Source organism: Actinophytocola sp. KF-1 (assembly GCF_054661535.1).
In genome coordinates this window covers 378,114-396,679 of record NZ_BAAFVK010000006.1, presented here as the reverse complement: position 1 = coordinate 396,679, position 18,566 = coordinate 378,114, and the positions used below count along the sequence as shown (strand labels likewise).

17 protein-coding genes are annotated in these 18,566 nt (G+C 71.9%); 10 read left to right on the top strand and 7 right to left on the bottom strand.

Features of this window, described 5'->3' with window-relative positions; all coding sequences use genetic code 11:
* Positions 1-63: 63 nt before the first annotated feature.
* Entirely contained in the window at positions 64-720 is a 657-nt protein-coding gene (locus ACYQ77_RS20655) for a TetR/AcrR family transcriptional regulator (protein ID WP_459713624.1), read from the top strand.
* Here ACYQ77_RS20655 and ACYQ77_RS20650 read toward each other — a convergent pair.
* Positions 717-1,199, bottom strand: a complete 483-nt coding sequence (locus tag ACYQ77_RS20650) for a MarR family winged helix-turn-helix transcriptional regulator (RefSeq protein ID WP_459713623.1) — start codon at positions 1,197-1,199, stop codon at positions 717-719. The two genes, ACYQ77_RS20655 and ACYQ77_RS20650, sit on opposite strands and share 4 nt — an antisense overlap.
* 63 nt (positions 1,200-1,262) lie before the next feature.
* Here ACYQ77_RS20650 and ACYQ77_RS20645 point away from each other — a divergent pair, with 63 nt between their 5' ends.
* Complete coding sequence (locus ACYQ77_RS20645) at positions 1,263-2,159, top strand: EamA family transporter (RefSeq protein ID WP_459713621.1); 897 nt, start codon at positions 1,263-1,265, stop codon at positions 2,157-2,159.
* Positions 2,111-2,704, top strand: a complete 594-nt coding sequence (locus tag ACYQ77_RS20640) for an NAD(P)-dependent oxidoreductase (protein WP_459713619.1) — start codon at positions 2,111-2,113, stop codon at positions 2,702-2,704. The genes ACYQ77_RS20645 and ACYQ77_RS20640 overlap by 49 nt, the downstream gene beginning before the upstream one ends.
* Here the strand turns inward: ACYQ77_RS20640 and ACYQ77_RS20635 are convergent.
* Positions 2,688-3,527 carry a MaoC/PaaZ C-terminal domain-containing protein gene (locus tag ACYQ77_RS20635; protein WP_459713980.1) on the bottom strand — a complete coding sequence of 280 codons (840 nt, stop codon included), beginning with the start codon at positions 3,525-3,527 and terminating at the stop codon, positions 2,688-2,690. The two genes, ACYQ77_RS20640 and ACYQ77_RS20635, sit on opposite strands and share 17 nt — an antisense overlap.
* Complete coding sequence (locus tag ACYQ77_RS20630; protein ID WP_459713617.1) at positions 3,527-4,849, bottom strand: 3-oxoacyl-ACP reductase; 1,323 nt, start codon at positions 4,847-4,849, stop codon at positions 3,527-3,529. The genes ACYQ77_RS20635 and ACYQ77_RS20630 overlap by 1 nt, the downstream gene beginning before the upstream one ends.
* A 105-nt stretch (positions 4,850-4,954) precedes the next feature.
* On the opposite strand from ACYQ77_RS20630, the gene ACYQ77_RS20625 reads away from it, so the two are divergent.
* Positions 4,955-6,226 (top strand): acetyl-CoA C-acetyltransferase, encoded by a 1,272-nt coding sequence (locus ACYQ77_RS20625; protein WP_459713616.1) that lies wholly within the window; start codon positions 4,955-4,957, stop codon positions 6,224-6,226.
* 648 nt (positions 6,227-6,874) lie between these two features.
* Here ACYQ77_RS20625 and ACYQ77_RS20620 read toward each other — a convergent pair.
* Both ACYQ77_RS20620 and ACYQ77_RS20615 read right to left on the bottom strand, forming a co-directional pair.
* A complete protein-coding gene (locus ACYQ77_RS20620) occupies positions 6,875-7,021 on the bottom strand; it encodes a hypothetical protein (protein ID WP_424231566.1) in 147 nt (48 codons plus the stop codon).
* Between the two features lie 228 nt (positions 7,022-7,249).
* Entirely contained in the window at positions 7,250-8,446 is a 1,197-nt protein-coding gene (locus ACYQ77_RS20615; protein WP_459713614.1) for an AAA family ATPase, read from the bottom strand.
* 137 nt (positions 8,447-8,583) lie between these two features.
* Here ACYQ77_RS20615 and ACYQ77_RS20610 point away from each other — a divergent pair, with 137 nt between their 5' ends.
* The 4 genes from ACYQ77_RS20610 to ACYQ77_RS20595 are packed head-to-tail and all read left to right on the top strand — an operon-like array spanning position 8,584 to position 15,289.
* A complete protein-coding gene (locus ACYQ77_RS20610) occupies positions 8,584-12,696 on the top strand; it encodes a glycoside hydrolase family 38 N-terminal domain-containing protein (protein WP_459713613.1) in 4,113 nt (1,370 codons plus the stop codon).
* Complete coding sequence (locus ACYQ77_RS20605; RefSeq protein ID WP_459713611.1) at positions 12,693-13,454, top strand: peptidylprolyl isomerase; 762 nt, start codon at positions 12,693-12,695, stop codon at positions 13,452-13,454. The genes ACYQ77_RS20610 and ACYQ77_RS20605 overlap by 4 nt, the downstream gene beginning before the upstream one ends.
* Before the next feature lie 4 nt (positions 13,455-13,458).
* Positions 13,459-14,328, top strand: coding sequence for an ROK family protein (locus tag ACYQ77_RS20600; protein WP_459713609.1), 870 nt, complete (start codon positions 13,459-13,461; stop codon positions 14,326-14,328).
* A gap of 34 nt (positions 14,329-14,362) precedes the next feature.
* Positions 14,363-15,289, top strand: coding sequence for a bifunctional helix-turn-helix transcriptional regulator/GNAT family N-acetyltransferase (locus ACYQ77_RS20595; RefSeq protein WP_459713607.1), 927 nt, complete (start codon positions 14,363-14,365; stop codon positions 15,287-15,289).
* On the opposite strand, the gene ACYQ77_RS20590 is transcribed toward ACYQ77_RS20595, so the two are convergent.
* Complete coding sequence (locus ACYQ77_RS20590) at positions 15,279-15,860, bottom strand: peroxidase-related enzyme (protein WP_459713606.1); 582 nt, start codon at positions 15,858-15,860, stop codon at positions 15,279-15,281. The genes ACYQ77_RS20595 and ACYQ77_RS20590 overlap by 11 nt on opposite strands.
* A 62-nt stretch (positions 15,861-15,922) precedes the next feature.
* Between ACYQ77_RS20590 and ACYQ77_RS20585 the strand changes: the two genes are divergently transcribed.
* On the top strand, positions 15,923-16,252 hold the full coding sequence (locus ACYQ77_RS20585) for a YciI family protein (protein WP_459713604.1): 330 nt from the start codon (positions 15,923-15,925) through the stop codon (positions 16,250-16,252).
* Between the two features lie 680 nt (positions 16,253-16,932).
* Entirely contained in the window at positions 16,933-18,114 is a 1,182-nt protein-coding gene (locus ACYQ77_RS20580; RefSeq protein ID WP_459713602.1) for an RNA polymerase sigma factor, read from the top strand.
* Positions 18,115-18,290: 176 nt separating this feature from the next.
* Here ACYQ77_RS20580 and ACYQ77_RS20575 read toward each other — a convergent pair whose 3' ends face one another.
* Positions 18,291-18,509, bottom strand: coding sequence for a hypothetical protein (locus tag ACYQ77_RS20575; protein ID WP_459713600.1), 219 nt, complete (start codon positions 18,507-18,509; stop codon positions 18,291-18,293).
* Between the last annotated feature and the right edge of the window lie 57 nt (positions 18,510-18,566).

Sequence of the window (18,566 nt, the reverse complement as noted above, 5' to 3'; positions counted from 1 at the left end):
TCTGTACGCTGGCAAGGATTGATCGACCGCAGGAGGATCGGTGATCGTGGAGAAGAGTGCTTGATGGATCACTCCGCAGGCTCCGTTCACGAACGGCGGCGAGTCAAGCGGCTCCCGCGTGAGGTTCGCGAGCGGCAGATCCTCGACGCCGCGGTCCGGGTGTTCTCCGACCACGGCTACCACAACGCCTCGATGGACGAGATCTCCGACGTGGCCGGCGTGTCCAAGCCGATGATCTACGCGTACCTGGGTTCGAAGGAGGACCTGTTCGCCGCGTGCATCCACCGCGAGGCGACCCAGCTGCTGGCGGCCGTCGCGACGGGTGTGCGCACCGAGTTGCCCGCGGACATGCAGCTCTGGCACGGCCTCGGCGCGTTCTTCGAGTACGTCGGCGCGCACCGGGAGAGCTGGCGCGTGCTGCACCGGCAGGCCATCTCCCAGGGCGGGCCGTTCTCCGAGGAGCTGCTGGACATGCGCCGCCAGGCGATCAGCCTGGTCGACACGCTCCTGGTCCGCGTCGCCACCAAGGAGGGCCTGGAGCGCAGCGCCACCGAGTCGCTCGCCGCGGCCCTGGTCGGCGCGGCCGAGTCGCTCGCGGACTGGTGGCTCGACAACCCCGACGTGCCCAGCCGGGCGGTCGCGTCGCGGCTGATGAACCTCGCGTGGATCGGGTTCGGCGGGCTCGTCGAGGGCACCACCTGGCACCCGAGCGAGAGCTAGGTTTCCAGGCTGGTCAGCAGCCTGCGCAGGACGTCCGCCAGCGCGGCGCGGTCCTCCTCGTCCAGTGCCGCCAGGATCCGGTGCTCGTTCGCCACGTGATCGGGCAGCGCCCGGTCGATCAGGGCACGCCCTTCGTCCGTCAGTGACACGTGGACCACCCGCCCGTCGGTCGGGCTGGGCGTGCGCGCCACCAGGCCGCGGGCCGCGAGCCGGTCCACGCGCTGGGTCACCGCGCCGGACGTGATCATCGACGAGCGCATCAGTTCGGCGGGGGTCAGCGGGCGGTCGTTGCGCCGCAGGGTCGCGAGCACGTCGAACGACGAGCGGTCCAGGTCGTGCGCGGCGAACGTGCGCTGCAGCTCCACGTCGATCACCCGGGCCAGCCGGGACAGCCTGCCGATCACGCCCATCGGCGACGCGTCGAGGTCCGGCCGGACCGCCGCCCACTGCTCGAGCACCGTGTCCAGGTGGTCACCCATGCCGACACCTTAGCGATGAGATAACTCCTTGCAGTTCTCTTAGCGGTGAGATACTTTATCTTAGTGCTAAGCAATCGTCTCCTGCTCACCGCGGTCGCCCCGATGGTCTGGGGCACGACCTACCTGGTGACCAGCGAATTCCTGCCGCCGGACCGCCCGCTGCTGGCGGCGGTCGCCCGCGCCCTCCCGGCCGGGCTCCTGCTCGTCGCCGTCACCCGCACACTGCCCAGGGGCGACTGGTGGTGGCGGGCGCTCGTCCTCGGCACGCTCAACATCGGGGCGTTCCTCTTCCTGCTGTTCGTCGCCGCGTACCGGCTGCCCGGCGGCGTCGCGGCCACGGTCGGCGCGATCCAGCCCGTGCTCGTCGGCGCGCTGTCCGCCGGCCTGCTCGGGGAGCGGCTGCGAACCCGCACGGTCGTGGCCGGCGCGGCCGGCGTCGCGGGCGTGAGCCTGCTCGTGCTGCGTGCCGACGCCCGGCTCGACACGATCGGCGTGCTCGCCGCGGTCGGCGGCGCGGTCGTGATGGCACTCGGCGTCGTCCTCGCGAAGCGGTGGCGGTCGCCCGCGCCGGTGCTCGCCACCACCGGCTGGCAGCTCACCGCGGGCGGTCTCGTGCTGGTGCCCGCGTTGTTCCTGGTCGAGGGCCTGCCGTCGGCGGTGACCGGGGTGAACGTCGCCGGTTACGCGTACCTGTCGCTGATCGGCGCCGCGCTCACGTACTCGCTGTGGTTCCGCGGGATCCGCGCGATGTCACCGGTGCGCGTCACGTTCCTGAGCCTGCTCAGCCCGCTCGTCGCCACCGTCCTCGGGTGGCTCGCGCTCGGCCAGGGGCTCACGGCCCCGCAGGTGCTCGGCGCGCTGCTCGTGCTCGCCGCTGTCGTCGCTCCCCAGCTCGTGAAGGAGAAGAAGCCGTGCGCATCACCGTCTTCGGCGCTACCGGTGCCGTCGGCCGCGAGGTAGTCGCGGAGGCTGTGGCCCGAGGACACGACGTCCTGGCCGTCAGTCGCTCGACCGGAGTCGACGCCACCGACCCGGCGCAGGTGGCGCGGCTCGCCGCCGGGCAGGACGTCGTGATCAGCGCGACCCGGCCGCGGCCGGGGCACGAACCGCAGCTGGTGGCCGTCGCCCACGCGTTGTTCGCCGGGCTGCGGGGCAGCGGGGCTCGGCTCCTGCTGGTCGGCGGCGCCGCCACCCTGCGCACCCCGGAGGGGTTCCTGGTGCGGGACGCACCCGGCTTCCCGGCGGAGTTCCTCCCCATCGCAAACGCTTGCGCGGACCAGCTCGCGGTGTGCCGGGGGCAGGTCGAGGTGGACTGGGCGTACCTGAGCCCGCCCGCGTCGCTCGAGCCGGGCCCGCGCACCGGCCGCTACCGGCTCGGCGCGGACGACCTGGTCGTCGACGAGTCCGGCACGTCCCGCATCACGAACGCGGACCTGGCCGTCGCGCTGCTCGACGAGGCGGAGCGGCCGAAGCACCACCGCACCCGCTTCACCGTGGGCTACTGATGGTCCCCGTCAGGTGCGGCTTGCCGTTCTTGGCGCCGAACAGGTCGAAGCGCCAGCCGTCGTCGGTCGCACCCGCCGCGAAGCCGACCTTCGCGGGCAGCAACACGGGCGTCTTGAACGCCACGTCCACCGTGCAGGCGTCCGGCAGGCGCCCCTCGAACGCCGCCAGGCAGCGCGCCTTCGTCCACATGCCGTGGGCGATCGCGCGCGGGAAGCCGAACATCTTCGCGGTCGTCTTGTACAGGTGGATCGGGTTGCGGTCGCCCGACACCTCGCCGTAGCGGCGGCCGATGTCGTCGGGCACGTGCCAGATCGCCGTCGGCGCGGGCGGCTCGGTCCGTTCGGACTTCTCGGACTTGCCGGTCCCGCCGCCGCGGCGCAGGTAGGTCGACACGTCGGTCCACACGACCTCGCCGTCCACCAGCGCCTCGCCGACCACGTCGAACTGGCGGCCACGCGGGTGGTCCCGCAGGTTCTCCAGGTGGACGCGCAGGTCGAACGACTCGCCGACGCGCAGCGGCCGGGTCTGCGTGATCCGGTTCGCCACGTGCACCGACCCGACCAGCGGGAACGGGAAGTCGGCGCCCGCCATCAGCTTGATCTGCAGCGGGAACGTGAGCAGGTGCGGGTAGGTCGCGGGCAGCTCGTCGGACAGCCGGAACCGGCACACCCGGTCGTACGCGGCGAGGTGCGCGGGGTCGGCCCGCACGCCGCTCAGCGTGTACTCCGTGTCCGGCAGCTCGCCGCCCTTGCGGCGGAACCCGGTGAGCACGGCCTTCGGGTACAGCACCCGCAGGCTCGGCGGCGACGACAGCTCCACCATCACGCCCCCAGCAGGCTCTGGCCGCACACCCGCACGACGTTGCCGTTGACCGCGGCCGACGCGGGACTCGCGTACCAGGCGATGGTCTCGGCGACGTCGACCGGCAGACCACCCTGCTGCAGGCTGCTCATGCGGCGGCCCGCCTCGCGGATGAACAGCGGCACGGCGGCGGTCATCTTGGTCTCGATGAACCCGGGCGCGACCGCGTTGATCGTCGCCCCGCGCTCGGCGAGCACCGGCGCGTAGGCGTCGACCATGCCGATCACGCCCGCCTTGCTGGTGCCGTAGTTGGTCTGGCCGTTGTTGCCGGCGATGCCCGCGATCGAGGAGACGCCGATGATGCGTCCGTTCGGCTTGAGCACGTCCTCGGCGAGCAGCGCGTCGTTGACCGCGAGCTGGCTGGACAGGTTGACCGCGAGGACGGCGTCCCAGGCGCCTTCCTTCATGTTGGCGAGCCGCTTGTCCCGGGTGATGCCCGCGTTGTGGACGACGATGTCGACGCCGCTGTGCCGTTCCCGCAGGTACGTGACCAGCTCCGCGGGCGCGGTGGGCGCGGTGATGTCGAGCTGGAGCGCGGCGCCCTTGATCTTGTTGGCGACGTCGGACAGCTCGGCGCCCTGCGCGGGGATGTCGAGCGCGACCACGTGCGCGCCGTCGCGGGCCAGCACCTCGGCGATCGACGCGCCGATGCCCCGCGACGCGCCGGTGACCAGCGCGACCTTGCCCGCGAGCGGCCGCTCCCAGTCGTCTGGCGTGACGGTCTCGCCGCCGTGGGTGCCGATGCGGACGACCTGCGCGTCGACGAACGCGGACTTGGCGGAGAGCAGGAACCGCAGCGTCGACTCGGCCGCGGCCTCGAACCCGGGCGTGACGTAGACGAGCTGGACGGTGGCGCCCTTGCGGAGCTCCTTGCCGACCGAGCGGGTGAAGCCCTCGAGCGCCCGCTGCGCGATCGCGTCCCGGCCGGTGCCGGACGGCGGCGTGCCCAGCACGACGAGGCGGCCGCAGGTGCCGATCCTGCGCATGAGCGGGTGGAAGAAGTCGTACAGCTCGCGCAGCCGGGCGGGGTCGTCGATGTCGGTGGCGTCGAAGACCAGCGCGGCGTAGCGGTCGGCGTCGGCGACCTCCTCGGCGCCGACGGCCTTGAGCACCGTGTGCACGGTGTCGATGAGCCGTCCCTTGCCGCCGACGATGGCGGGCCCGTCGAGCGCGGGCTGTCCCGGCTGGTGGCGCCGCAGCGGGGTCGGGTCGGGCAGTCCGAGCCGGCGGACGAGCTGCCGACCGAGGCCGGACCGGGCAAACTGCTGGTAGCGGTCGGTCATGATGCTCCGCTTCTGACGTGTTCGGGGCCTCACTCGACGCCAAGCCTACTCGCGAGTAGGTTAGAAGTGCCAGCCGGGACCAGTTCGCAAGGGTGTGATCGAGACATGACGCGCAAGGTGGCGATCGTCGGTGGGAACCGGATCCCGTTCGCGAGGTCGAACAAGCACTACGCCACGGCGTCGAACCAGGACATGTTCACCGCGGCGCTCGACGGCCTGGTGAGCCGTTTCGGCCTGCAGGACGAGCGCCTCGGCGAGGTGGCCGCGGGTGCCGTGCTGAAGCACAGCCGCGACTTCAACCTGGCCCGGGAGAGCGTGCTCGGCTCGAAGCTGTCCCCGGAGACCCCGGCGAACGACGTGCAGCAGGCGTGCGGCACGGGTCTGCAGGCGGTCATCCAGGTGGCGAACAAGATCGCACTGGGCCAGATCGAGTCCGGTGTGGCCGGCGGCGTGGACACCACGAGCGACGCACCGCTGGGTGTGAACGAGGACCTGCGCCAGGTCTTCCTGGAGCTCAACCGCGCGAAGTCGCTGGGCGCCCGCCTGAAGGCACTGGCGAAGATCCGCCCGACGCAGATCGTCCCGGACATCCCGAGGAACGCCGAGCCGCGCACGGGCCTGTCGATGGGCGAACACGCGGCCATCACGGCGAAGGAGTGGGGCATCACCCGCGAGGCCCAGGACGAACTGGCGGCGGCGTCCCACCAGAAGCTCGCGGCGGCGTACGAGCGGGGCTTCTTCGGCGACCTGCTCACCCCGTACCTGGGCCTGACCCGGGACGCGAACCTCCGCCCGGACTCGACCGCCGACAAGCTGGCCACCCTGAAGCCCGTCTTCGGCGGTAAAGAGGGAACGATGACCGCGGGCAACTCGACTCCGCTGACGGACGGCGCGTCGACGGTCCTGCTGGCGTCGGAGGAGTGGGCGAAGGAGCGGAGCCTGCCGGTCCTGGCGTACTTCACCCACTCGGAGACGGCGGCGGTCGACTACGTGCACGGCAACGAGGGCCTGCTGATGGCCCCGGCGTACGCGGTGCCGAGGATGCTGTCGCGGGCGGGCCTGACCCTGCAGGACTTCGACTTCTACGAGATCCACGAGGCGTTCGCGTCGCAGGTCCTGGCCACCCTGGCGGCGTGGGAGGACGCGGACTTCGCGAAGACCCGCCTCGGCCTGGACGAACCACTGGGCGCGATCGACCGCACGAAGCTGAACGTGAACGGCTCGTCCCTGGCAGCAGGCCACCCGTTCGCCGCCACGGGCGGCCGGATCGTGGCAACCCTGGCCAAGCTGCTGCACGAGAAGGGCAGCGGCCGAGGCCTGATCTCGATCTGCGCAGCGGGCGGCCAAGGCACAACAGCAATCCTGGAAGCCGCCTGACGCCCGACGTTCGGTGGTTGTCCCCGCCTTGGGGTTCCCAAGGAGGTCTTCGCCGTCCTGGGTGATGTCCTCGCCGGAGGGCGTCCTGCCGGACGGGCCTCCTCGCCGGAGAGGCTGGTCTCCGGGATGGCGGAGGTCGGGCACGAGGTTGGCTTGGCAAGGACTGGTGTCCGTCGCGTGATCGGGCTTCGCCAGGTCGACGGGATGGCAGGCAGGCAACACACGTGAAGGTCTGACGCCCAAAGGAACCCCCGTCAACGCGCGAGGGTCAAGGGGCGAATCCCCGAAGACCGGGGTGACCAAGAAAGAAGAAGAAGCAAGGCAACCACGCCAGCAAGGCAACCACGCTGGCAGGGCCACGCCGGCAAGGCACGCCGGCAAGGCAACCACGCTGGCAGGGCAACGCCGGCAAGGCACGCTGGCAAGGCAACCACGCTGGGTCGGAAGAGACCGCACCGTGGGGGGTTTGGGGGGCTCGGCCCCCCAGCATGATGACGAAGGGGTCACCTGCGAAGGCGCCCCAGCGCCGAGCAGGTATATGGAAACCCCGCAGTGCTGCCAGGTCGGGGGTCCGCCAGCACTACGGGGTCAACCGGAACATCGTGGGGCGAGCCACGGGTGTTACACGGGTTCGAGAAAAGTTTTTGGTTACCGGATCGTGGTGGCCTGGCGCTGCGCCATGATCAGGATCTCGTCGCGCATGGCCGGGGTGGCGGCGGTGGCGATCGCGTGGTTCACCGCCCGGCGGTTGCGGGACTCGACGCGGCGGGCGCGGAGCTTGGCGGCGATGTTCATGGTGGTTCTGCGCTCCTCTTTCGGTTCTTCGCTGGTTCTTCAGCTACTGACCATTATGCCTCTTCCAACGCAGCAAGTCACCCGTTTATTCGGTGAAGCGGGGCACACTCCGGTGAATCGTCGGTGACTTCGCGGTGACACAGGATGTGGGACGATCCTACGATCGGCGTCGATGCAGACGTATGCGGCTCTCTAGCGTCAGCGCTAGAGAGCTGGATAGAGGGGGATTCAGTCGTCCATGTTGAGCAGGTACCGGCCGAAGTGCGGCACCGTGAAGGCGATCCGGCCGCGTTCGGCCGAGAAGATCAGGCCCTTCTTGATGAGGCTGTCGCGGGCCGGGGACAGGGACGACGGCTTCCTGCCCAGGTGGGACGCGATGTCGGCGGTGGCGGCGCCCTCGTCCGCCTTGCCCTTCGTCAGCTCGGCCATGGCGCGCAGGTACTCGCGTTCGGCGGGGGTGGCCCGTTCGTAGCGGGAGCCGAAGAAGCCGACCGCCAGCTCCGCCTCCGCTTCCGGGGCCGCCACCGCGACGTCCTCCGCGGTGATCGGGTCGCTCGGGGCCGCGTCCCACGCCGCCTTGCCGTACGCCTGGATGAAGTACGGGTAGCCGCCCGCCGCGTCGAACAGGGCGTCCAGCGCCTCGTCCGTGATGCCCGCCTCCTCGCGGGCGATCGGGGCGACCACCGCCTGGTCGGCGTCGGCGCGGTCGAGGCGGTCGATCCGCACGTAGCGGAAGAGGCGTTCCGAGTACGACTTCGACGCCGACAGCACCGCGGGCAGGTGCGGCAGCCCCGCGCCGACCACCACGAACGGCGCGCCCGACTGCGACAGCTCGTGGCACGCCGCGCACAGCGCCGACACGTCGTCGGCCATGACGTCCTGCATCTCGTCGATCAGCAGCGCCACGCCCGTGCCGACGTCCTGGGCCAGCTCCGCCACGTCCGTGAACAGCTCGACCAGGTCGATCTCGATGTCACCGGAGTCGGCACGGCCCTGCGTCGGTGGCACGTCGATGCCCGGCTGCCACCGGTCGCGCAGCTTCGAGTCGCTGGGGCTGGCCCGCAGTGCGAACGCCTTCAGCACGCCGAGGACGTGCTCGACGCGGTCGGGCGCACGATGGCGGACGGCCAGATCCCGGACGGCCCGGTGCAGCGCGGCCGACAGGGGGCGGCGCAGTCCCGCGTCCGGGCGGGCCTCGATCTTGCCCGCGCCCCAGCCGCGCCGGATGGCCATGGAACGAAGTTCTCCGAGCAACACCGTCTTGCCGACGCCACGCAGTCCGGTCAGCACGAGGCTCCGCTCGGGTCGCCCGCGGGCCACCCGTTCGAGGACGACGTCGAACGCCGCCACTTCCTTCTCGCGACCCGCGAGTTCGGGGGGTCGCTGTCCGGCTCCAGGGGCGAACGGGTTGCGCACCGGGTCCACACATCAGACCGTATCCGGGTTTCTAGCAAGATCCCGATATTGGCTCAGAAAGGCCTACGGCGTGTCGCACGACACAGCCGGACAAGATCCGTTTTCCGGCTTGTGCCTTCCCCGGAGAAGGCAGCACAGTGCGAGACATGGGTGTTGTCTCCGTGGAGTCGACCGAACTGTTCGTCGGGTCGGTCGAGGCTCCGCTTCAGGTTGTCCGGGTGTCGTGGGAGGCGGTCGGTGCCGCCCGGGTCCACGTCGAGGGCCCGGGTGTCACCACGCCGGCGCCGGTGGAGGTCGCCGCGACGGGTCACGTCGGGATCGAAGTGGGGGTGGACACCCAGGGCGCCGCGCCGGGCACGCGGATCCCCGCGAGAGTCGTGATCGACGGCGTCGGCGACACCGCGTTCGAGCTGGTCGTCGCCGAACCCGGCTGGACCATGCACATGGTGTCCCACTTCCACTACGACCCCGTCTGGTGGAACACGCAGGCGGCCTACACGACCGCGTGGGACGAGCTCGACTTCCCCGGCTCGCCGCGCGGCGCCGTGCAGCTCGCCGGGTTCGACCTGGTCAAGGCGCACCTGGACCTGGCGCTCGCCGAGCCGGACTACCGGTTCGTGCTCGCCGAGGTCGACTACCTCAAGCCCTACTGGGACGCCTACCCCGAGGACCGCGCGGTGCTGCGGCGGCTGCTGGCCGAGGGCCGCATCGAGGTCATGGGCGGCGCGTACAACGAGCCGAACACGAACCTGACCGACCCGGAGACCACGATCCGGAACTTCGTGCACGGCATGGGGTTCCAGCGGGACGTGTTCGGCAGCCAGCCCGCGACGGCGTGGCAGCTCGACGCGTTCGGGCACGACCCGGCGTTCCCCGGGTTCGCCGCCGACGCCGGGCTCACCAGCAGTTCCTGGGCGCGCGGGCCGTTCCACCAGTGGGGCCCGATGGAGAAGACGGCCGCGGGCAAGGGTGACCCGACGCGGATGCAGTTCCCGAGCGAGTTCGAGTGGATCTCCCCGTCGGGCAAGGGACTGCTCACCGCGTACATGACCGACCACTACGGCTCCGGCTGGGGCATGAACTCCGCCCCGTCCCTCGACGCCGCGATGGAGGCCGCCTACCAGGAGTTCCTCGCGCTGAAGCGGGTCACGACCGCGAAGCACGTGCTGCTGCCGGTCGGCGGGGACTACACGCCGCCCAACAAGTGGGTCACCGACCTGCACAAGCACTGGGCACGCCGGTACGTGTGGCCGCGGTTCGTGTGCTCGCTGCCGAGGGACTTCTTCGCCGCGGTCCGCGCCGAGCTGGCCGAGCGGGGTGTGGAGCCGACGCCGCAGACGCGGGACATGAACCCGATCTACACCGGCAAGGACGTCTCCTACATCGACACCAAGCAGGCACAGCGCGCCGCCGAGGCCGCCCTGCTGGAGGCGGAGCCGTTCGCCGCGTTCGCCTCGATCCTCGCCGGCGCCGGCTACCCGGACGCCGCGCTCGCCAAGGCGTGGGTGCAGCTCGCGTACGGCGCGCACCACGACGGCATCACGGGTTCCGAGTCCGACCAGGTGTACCTGGACCTGGTCACGAGCTGGCGCGACGCGCACGACCTCGCGACCGGCGTCCGCGACAACGCGCTGCGAGCACTGTCCGGGCTGGTCGCGCTGCCCGGCGGCGCCGGGAAACCGGTCGTGGTCTGGAACCCGCTCAACCACGAGCGGACCGACGTCGTGACCGTGACGGCCGAGGGCACGATCACCGACGACACCGGCGCGACACTGCCGGCGCTGGTGGAGAACGGCACCACCACGTTCCTCGCCGAGGGCGTGCCCCCGTTGGGGTGGAAGGTGTTCCGGCTCGCGGAAGCGGACGGCGAGGGCTGGACCAGGGTGGACGGCGAGACCGCGGCGAACGGCCGGTTCCGCGTGACCGTCGACCCGGCCCGCGGCGGCGGGGTGCGCAGCCTCGTCGACCGGGGGCGGGAGCTGATCACGCACGGCGCGGTCGGCAACGAGCTGGCCCTGTACGAGGAGTACCACCAGCACCCGAGGTTCGGCGAGGGTCCGTGGCACCTGCTGCCGAAGGGCCCGGTCACCACGTCCTCGGCCACGACCGCCGAGGTGACGGTCGAACGCTGCCCGGTCGGTGAGCGGATCACCGCGAAGGGCCGGGTCGGGACGGTCCGGTACACGCAGACGATCACGTTGTGGCACGGCGTGGACCGGGTCGACTGCACCACGACCGTCGACGAGTTCACCGGCTCCGACCAGCTCCTGCGGGTCCGCTGGCCGTGCGCGGTGCCGGGCGCGCTGCCGGTCAGCGAGGTCGGGAACGCCGTGGTGGGCCGGGGTTTCGGGCTCATCGACGTGGACTCGGCGCAGCACCCGTGGACGCTCGACAACCCCGCCCACACGTGGTTCGGCCTGTCCGCCACCGCGTCGCTGAAGCTCGCGGACGGGGCACTGCGGCCCATCGGCGTCGCGGAGATCATCGTGCCGACCGAGGCGGAGGCCGCGCCGCTGGCCCGTGAGCTGGCGGTCGCGCTCGCCAGGTCGGGCGTCACGGCGACGGTCAGCAGCGCGGCAGGCGCCCGCTACGGCGACCTCGGCGTCGACTCGAACCTGCCGGACGTGCGGATCACGCTGGGCGGGCCGGACGTCAACGCGTTCACCGCGGAGGTCGTGGACCGGTCGGGGATCAGCGAGGACGGCGTCTACTGGGTGCCGCCGGAGAAGCCGCTGCCGGAGGTGTGGCTGCCGAGCGCGGACCTGCGGGACGCGCGTGCGCTCGGCGTGCTGATGGTGCCGACCGAGCACATCCAGTCCGTTGTGGACGACCTGGCGGACAACGTGATCGACGTCGGCGCCGGCGACGCGGGACAGGACGAGTACGCGGGCCGGTCGGTGGCGCTGATGAACCGCGGGCTGCCCGGGTTCGCGGTCGACGCGGCGGGCACGCTGCACGCGTCGCTGCTGCGGTCGTGCACCGGCTGGCCGTCGGGCGTGTGGATCGACCCGCCGCGGCGGACGGTGCCGGACGGGTCGAACTTCCAGCTGCAGCACTGGACGCACGAGTTCCGGTACGCGGTCGCGGCCGGGGACGGGGACTGGCGGGCCGCCGGGATCGCCGAGAACAGCGCCGAGTTCAGCCGTCCGCTGCACGCGGTGATCACGTCGGACGGCGGCGAGCGCGGACTGCCCGGGCGTGGGTCCCTGTTGCGTGCCGAACCGGCCGACCGCGTGCGACTCGGTGCGGTGAAGGCCGCGGGCAACCCGCTCGTCCGGGGTTCCGCCGAGCCCGCCGATCCCCGGGCACGTCTGGCGATCCGGGTCGTCGCGCACACCGGCGCGCCCGTGGCCGCGACGCTCGCGTCCGACGTGGTCACGCTGTCCGACCTCACCACGGCGAACCTGCTCGAGGAGCCGGGTGACGCGGTGGGCGGCACGATCGACGTCGCCGGGTGCGACGCGGTGACCGTGCTCGCCACCCCGGCCGCCGAGTGGTCCACAGTGGATGGTGGGGTGCTGGGGCCGGAGGCCGAACCTGTGTTGCCCTTGTACGCCAAGTACTGGCTGCACAACCGCGGCCCGGCGCCACTGGGCGGGTTGCCGCTGGCGGTGCACGTCACCCCCACGCGCGCCGAGGCGGGCGAGACGTTGACGGTGACGGTCGCGTCCGACGCCACGGACGTCGACCTGCACGGGTACGTGCGGCTCGCGCTGCCCGGCGGGTGGACCGCCGAGCCCGCCGAGCTGCCGTTCGGGTTGCCGCCCGGCGGGCACCTGACCACCGAGGTCACGGTGACCGCGGCAGCCGACGCCGTGCCCGGCCGCTACCCCGTGCGGGTGCGGGTCGAGCCGGCCGGGGACGGGCTGCCCGCGAGCTGGCGACAGGTCGTCGAGGACGTGGCCGTGGTGAGCGTCGGCGCGGGGTTCGAGCAGGACGGCCTGATCCGGCTGTCGGCCGACCCGGAGCCGGTGCGGCTGGCGCGCGGGGAACGCGGGCGGCTGGCCGTGCGGGTCGCGTCGGCGGCGCACGCGCCGATCACGCTCGAGGCCGCGCTCGTGAGCCCGTGGGGGACCTGGGAGTTCGCCGGGCCGCGGCTCGTCGGCGCCGAGGTGCCCGCGCGGGGCGAGGTGGAGCTGGCCTTCGACGTGGCCGTGCCGAGGTGGGCCGCGCCGGGGTGCTGGTGGGCGCTGGTCCGGGTGGCCGGGGCGGGCCGCTTGCTGTACTCGCCCGCGGTCGCGCTGGAGGTGACGGCGTGACGGCCGTGGCCTGGGTGTCCGGCAGCCCCGTCGATGTGTCCGAAGTGGACAGACTGGAGGCGGACCTGCGGGCCGGGCCGGTCGGGCCGACGCTGCCGAGGGAGCGCACGAGCGAGGGGCGGCAGCTGCGGCGGTGGATCGTGCAGGTGCTGGTGGCGGAACGCATCGTCGCGGCGGAGGCCGCCGCGCGCGGCCTGGACGCGGCCGACGCCCCCGCGTTGTCCGCGCTCGCGCCGGACCGGGCCGCGATGCTCGGGCTCGGCAGCGTGGCGGCGGACCTGCTGACCAGGAGTCCGTTGGCGCGCAGGGTGTTCGTCGCGGTGACCGAGGACGTGGTGGTCGCGCCGGCCGCGGTCGCGGCGTTCCACGAGCGGAACCCGGAACGGTTCCTGGTGCCGGAGGAGCGGGTCGTGACCCACACGATCGGGGACGCCCCGCCGCGCCGCCGCGTGCTGCGGCGCGGGGAGCTGGCCGGACCGGTCGAGGACGCGGTGTTCGCGGCCCGCGAGGGCGACACGGCCGGGCCGGTGCGGGACCCGCTCGGCACGCACACCGCGGTGGTCGAGGAGGTGCGGCCAGCCAGGACGCGGTCGCTCGCCGAGGCCCGCGACGAGATCACCGCGCACCTGCTCGCCGGCGCGCGACGGCAGGCGTTCACGATCTGGCTCGACCAGCACGTGGCCGCCGCGGTGGAACTGGCGCCCGGGTTCGAGCACCCGGGCGACCCCGGCCAACCCGACAACACCCACAGGCACTGAGGACATGCTGGCACTGGACATCGGCGGCACGAAGATCGCCGGAGGGATCGTCGGGGCGGACGGCGCACTCGCGCGGAGCGCGACGCGCCCGACCGGCACGGAGCCGTTCGCGGCGCTGCGCGCCGTGGTGGACGAGCTGGCGCCCGGGGACGTCGACGGCGTCGGCATCGCGTGCGCGGGGCCGGTCGACTCGGTCGCGGGCACGGTCTCGCCGATCAACATCCCGTCGTGGCGGGACTTCCCGCTGGTCGCGCGGGTGCGGGAGCTGGTCGGCGCGCCGGTCGCGCTCGCCGGCGACGGGTTGTGCATGGCGCTGGGCGAGCACTGGGTCGGCGCCGGGCAGGGGTCGACGGCGATGCTCGGGATGGTCGTGTCGACCGGGGTCGGCGGCGGGCTCGTGCTGGACGGGCGGCCGTTCGGCGGGCGCACCGGCAACGCGGGGCACGTCGGGCACGTGGTGGTGGAGCCAGACGGGGTGCCGTGCACGTGTGGCGGACGCGGGTGCGTGGAGACCGTGGCGAGCGGGACACACCTGGTGCGGTGGGCGCGAGCGCAGGGGTGGACCGGTGCGGACGCCCGCGCGCTCGCGGCCGACGCCCACGCCGGTGACGCCGTGGCCGCGGCTGCGTTCCGGCGGGGTGGCCAGGCCATCGGGCTGGCGATCACGGCGACCGCGGCGGTGTGCGACCTGGACCTCGTGGTGATCGGCGGCGGCGTGGCGCAGGTCGGCGACCTGCTGTTCGAGCCGGTGCGGGCGACGCTCGCGGAGCACGCCCGGCTGTCGTACCTGCGTGGGTTGCGCGTCGAGCAGGCGAAGCTCGGCGGCGCGGCGGGTCTGTACGGGGCGGCGGCATTGGCCTATTCTTTGACTTAGTCAACGAATTGTTTCACGGGAAACGAGGCTCGCCATGGTCGCCACGGTCTCGCCGGACCGCATCGCCGCAGTACGCGCGTTCAACCGCAGTTACACGAAGTTCCTCGGCGCACTCAACGAACACCTGCTCAGTACGCCATTTTCGTTGACTGAGGCAAGAGTACTGTTCGAACTCGGCCAGCGGGACGAGACCGAGGTGTCCGCGCTGCGGCAGGTGACCGGCCTGGACGCGGGCTACCTGAGCCGGCTGCTCAGCCGGTTCGAGGACAACGGGTTCGTCCGGCGCGACCGGTCCGGCTCCGACGCGCGGCGGCAGGTCATCCGGCTCACCAACAAGGGCCGCGACGCGTTCCGGGTGCTCGACACCAAGTCGGTCGGGCAGATCCGTGAGCTGCTGGCCGACCTGACCGAGGACGAGCAGGTCCGGCTGATCGAGGCCATGGAGATGATCCGCAACCGGGTCGACCGGCCGACGGCCCGGCCGGACGTGGCGCTGCGCGACCCGTTGCCCGGCGACTTCGGCTGGGTGATCGAGCGCAACGGCGCCCTGTACGCGGCCGAGCACGGCTGGGACTCGTCGTACGAGGCGCTGGTCGCGCGGATCGTGGCCGACTACCTGGCAGGCCACGACCCCGAGCGCGAGCGGGCGTGGGTCGCGGAGCTGAACGGGGAACGGGTCGGCGCGATCTTCTGCGTGCGCAAGGACGACACGACCGCGAAGCTGCGGCTGCTGCACGTGGAGCCGAGCGCGCGGGGCGCGGGCGTCGGCACGGTGCTGGTCGAGGAGTGCGTGCGGTTCGCCAAGTCGGCCGGGTACCGGTCGATGGAGCTGTGGACGGTGTCGCTGCTGGCCCCGGCCCGCCGGATCTACCAGCGGGCCGGGTTCACGCTCGTCGAGGAGGACACGGCGACGCGGTTCGGCCACGAGCTGACCGGGCAGACGTGGCGGCTCACCCTCTAGGGATGCGGCCCATCAGGTAGAACTCGTCGTTGGGCCGCAGCGCGGTCAGGTGCGCGATGCGGTTGGAGAGGGCGAACAGGGCGGTGATGGCGCCGACGTCCCAGATCTCGTCGTCGGACAGGCCCGCGTCGCGGGCGTCGTCGAGGTCCTGCTCGCTGAAGGTGTTCGGCTCGACGGCCAGCGCCAGCGCGAGGTCGACGATCGCGCGTTCCCGGTGGCTCAGCTCGACGGTCCACGGGTTGGTGGCGACGCGGTCGGCGATGGTGGGGTCCTTGGCGCGGATGCGCAGGATGGCGCCGTGCGCGACCACGCAGTAGGTGCAGCTGTTGGCCCCGGACGTGGCGACGACGACCAGCTCGCGCTCGGCCTTGGAGAGCGTGCTGTCCTCGCGTTCCATGACGGCGTCGTGGTAGTCGAGGAAGGCACGCAGCTCCCGCGGCCGGTGACCGAGCGCCTTGAAGACGTTGGGCACGAACCCGGAGCGGTCGGCGATCGCGTTGACGCGTTCCCGCAGGTCGTCGGGCAACTCGTGGGGTTCCGCCACGGGGAACCTGCTGATGTTCTCGGCCATGTGTCGATTGTGGGTCGCCTCGCGCATCTAGGTGGTGTTGGGTCGATGCACAGGAGGTGGACATGGCGCAGTTTGTCGGGTTTCTCCGGGGTGCCCCGTCGGGTGACCTGAGCCCGGACGAGGCGCAGCGGGTGCTGGAGCGGTACCTCGCGTGGAACGCCGCGCGAACGCCGGCACCGGGCGGCGGCGGGTTGTCGCGGCAGGGACGCGTGGTGGACGGGTTGTCGGTGTCCGACGGGCCGTTCGCCGAGGGCGCCGAGGTGGTGGGCGGCTTCATCACCATCGAGGCGACGTCGCTCGACGAGGCGGCCAAGGTTTTCGGCGACCACCCGCATTTGGAGTTCGGGACCATCGAGGTGCGGAAGATCGGGGAGCAGGGCTGCGAGGACTGACCGCCTCCGGGATGCCGGGGGTCGGCCTCCGGCCCCCGGTTTCCAGCGTATCGGCGACCACCGACAGTTTTCGCCGCTCAGGCGGGGCTGTGGACAACTCCGGACAACGAGTCCGAACGAACGGTCCATTCACACGCCCGAGGGGGTCCCCCGATTTCCACGCTACCGGGCGGCACCGACAGTTTTGGTCGCTCAGGCCGGGCTGTGGACAACTTTGGATGGCGAGTCCGAACCATCGGTCCTTTCGCACGCCCGGGGGGTCCCCCGATTTCCACGCTACCGGGCGGCACCGACAGTTTTCGCCGCTCAGGCCGGGCTGTGGACAACTTCGGGCGACGAGTCCGAACCATCGGTCCTTTCGCACGCCCCGGGGGTCCCCCGATTTCCACATTACCGGGCGGCACCGACACTTTTGGCCGCTCAGGCGGGGGGCTGTGGACAACGTCGTTCGGTGCGTGCGGTCAGGGCCTGGACCTGGGCCTGGGCCTCGTCGGCGGGGCGGACATCGGCACGGGTCGCCGCGCGCCGGTTCGGGAAGCGGGCGCGAGTGCGCCTCAGGTCTGTCTTTCGGCGTGGACTTCCTCGTCCCGCGGAAGTCGACACAGCCCGGGCGGCCTCCGGCCCCCGAAATCCAGCGTACCGGCGGGCACCGACAGTTTCGGCGATGAGTGAGGTGGGGTGTGGACAACTCGCGGGTCGTGGTGGAGCGGCTCTTTCGGCGTAGTGCCGGGCGGATCACCGCCACCCTGGTGCGGGTGCTCGGGCCCGCGCGCCTCGATCTCGTCGAGGACGCGGTTCAGGAAGCCATGCTGCGGGCGCTCCGGCGCTGGCCGTTCACCGGGGTGCCCGCGAATCCCGCCGGGTGGTTGTTCACCGTCGCTCGTAACCACGTGCTCGGGGTTCTTCGGCATGACGACGTCGTGCGGGCTGCCTTGCCGGTGCTCGCGGCGGACGGCATCTCGGTGCTGCCCGACGGGGACGACGAGCTGGCGCTCGTGTTCCTGTGCTGCCACCCGCGGTTGCCCGTCGCCTCGCAAGTCGCGTTGACGTTGAAGACGGTCGGGGGGCTGGGGGTGGACGAGATCGCCGTTGCCCTGCTCGCGACGCCCACGGCGGTCGCCCAGCGGATCGTCCGGGCCAAGCGGGTGTTGCGGGACGTCGACCTCGACATCGCCGGTGCGCGGCTCGACGGGGTGCTCGCCGTCCTCTACCTCCTCTTCAACGCCGGGTACGACGCGCCGTCGGGGGACCGGGCGGTGCGGTGGGAGCTGTGCGCGGAGGCCATCCGGCTGTGCCGGCTGCTCGTCGCCGACCCTCGGACCGATCTGCCACCGGTGCGGGCGCTGCTCGGGCTCATGCTCCTGCACGGCGGCCGGCTCGGCGCGCGGCTCGACGACCGCGGTGACCTGCTGCTGCTCGCCGACCAGGACCGGGCGCGCTGGGACCACGGGATGATCAGCGAAGGGATGCGTGTGTTCGCCTCCGCGTGCGTGGGTGACGAGCACTCGCCCTCCCACACCGAGGCCGCGATCGCGCTCTGCCACGTCGTGCCCGAGACCGACTGGGACCTCGTCGTCCGGCTCTACGACGAGTTGCTCGAGGTGAAGCCCTCCCCGGTCGTCGCGCTCAACCGGGCGGTTGCCGCGACCATGGCGCGGGGCGCCGACCCCGAGGAGTTGCGGCGGCTGCGCAACGACCCCGTGCTGCGCGACTACCACCGCCTGCCCGCCGCGCTCGGGGCGCTCTGGTTGCGGGCGGGCGAACCGGGCATCGCCGCCGAGCTGTACGCCGAGGCCCTGACCAAGGAGTGCTCGGCACCCACCCGGAGGTTTCTCCTCAGGCAACTCGAGCGGTGCCGGTAACTCGTTCGGCCGTACGGGCTGTCACCCACCGTGAAAGCCCTGCGCTGTGGACAAAGTGGGTGTCCGGCGCGTGAAGTCGACATGTCGCCCGCATGTCGTGCGCGTCACGCCTGGTCACGGCCTGGGGGTCGGATCAACAGGCTGTGCACAGGTTTGTCCACAGGCTGTGGACAAACCTAGAGCGCCATACCGGATCGGTGATACTCGGCCAGGTGATCGCCGACGATGAGCAGGCACGCCACGCACCGGGCGCCCTCGTGGCCGGCCACGGTCTTGTCGACCGGCACGCTGTGGCTGCACACCGCCTCGAGGAAACTCGCCAGACCGTCCGTCTTCTCGAAGGCGTGCACCCTGCCGTCGTACCCGGAAAGCTGCCACCGCCATCTGTCGCACATCGCTGACCTCCCACGATCGCTCATGGTGTCGACGACGCCGCTCCGTGATCATGATGC

Coding starts and splice junctions, on each gene's coding strand:
- ACYQ77_RS20655 (WP_459713624.1), top strand. CDS start 64: ATGGATCACTCCGCAGGCTCCGTTCACGAACGGCGGCGAGTCAAGCGG.
- ACYQ77_RS20585 (WP_459713604.1), top strand. CDS start 15,923: ATGGCGCAGTTTGTCGGGTTTCTCCGGGGTGCCCCGTCGGGTGACCTG.
- ACYQ77_RS20635 (WP_459713980.1), bottom strand. CDS start 3,527: ATGGTGGAGCTGTCGTCGCCGCCGAGCCTGCGGGTGCTGTACCCGAAG.
- ACYQ77_RS20650 (WP_459713623.1), bottom strand. CDS start 1,199: ATGGGTGACCACCTGGACACGGTGCTCGAGCAGTGGGCGGCGGTCCGG.
- ACYQ77_RS20620 (WP_424231566.1), bottom strand. CDS start 7,021: ATGAACATCGCCGCCAAGCTCCGCGCCCGCCGCGTCGAGTCCCGCAAC.
- ACYQ77_RS20590 (WP_459713606.1), bottom strand. CDS start 15,860: ATGGCCGAGAACATCAGCAGGTTCCCCGTGGCGGAACCCCACGAGTTG.
- ACYQ77_RS20625 (WP_459713616.1), top strand. CDS start 4,955: ATGACGCGCAAGGTGGCGATCGTCGGTGGGAACCGGATCCCGTTCGCG.
- ACYQ77_RS20610 (WP_459713613.1), top strand. CDS start 8,584: ATGGGTGTTGTCTCCGTGGAGTCGACCGAACTGTTCGTCGGGTCGGTC.
- ACYQ77_RS20600 (WP_459713609.1), top strand. CDS start 13,459: ATGCTGGCACTGGACATCGGCGGCACGAAGATCGCCGGAGGGATCGTC.
- ACYQ77_RS20575 (WP_459713600.1), bottom strand. CDS start 18,509: ATGTGCGACAGATGGCGGTGGCAGCTTTCCGGGTACGACGGCAGGGTG.
- ACYQ77_RS20630 (WP_459713617.1), bottom strand. CDS start 4,849: ATGACCGACCGCTACCAGCAGTTTGCCCGGTCCGGCCTCGGTCGGCAG.
- ACYQ77_RS20595 (WP_459713607.1), top strand. CDS start 14,363: ATGGTCGCCACGGTCTCGCCGGACCGCATCGCCGCAGTACGCGCGTTC.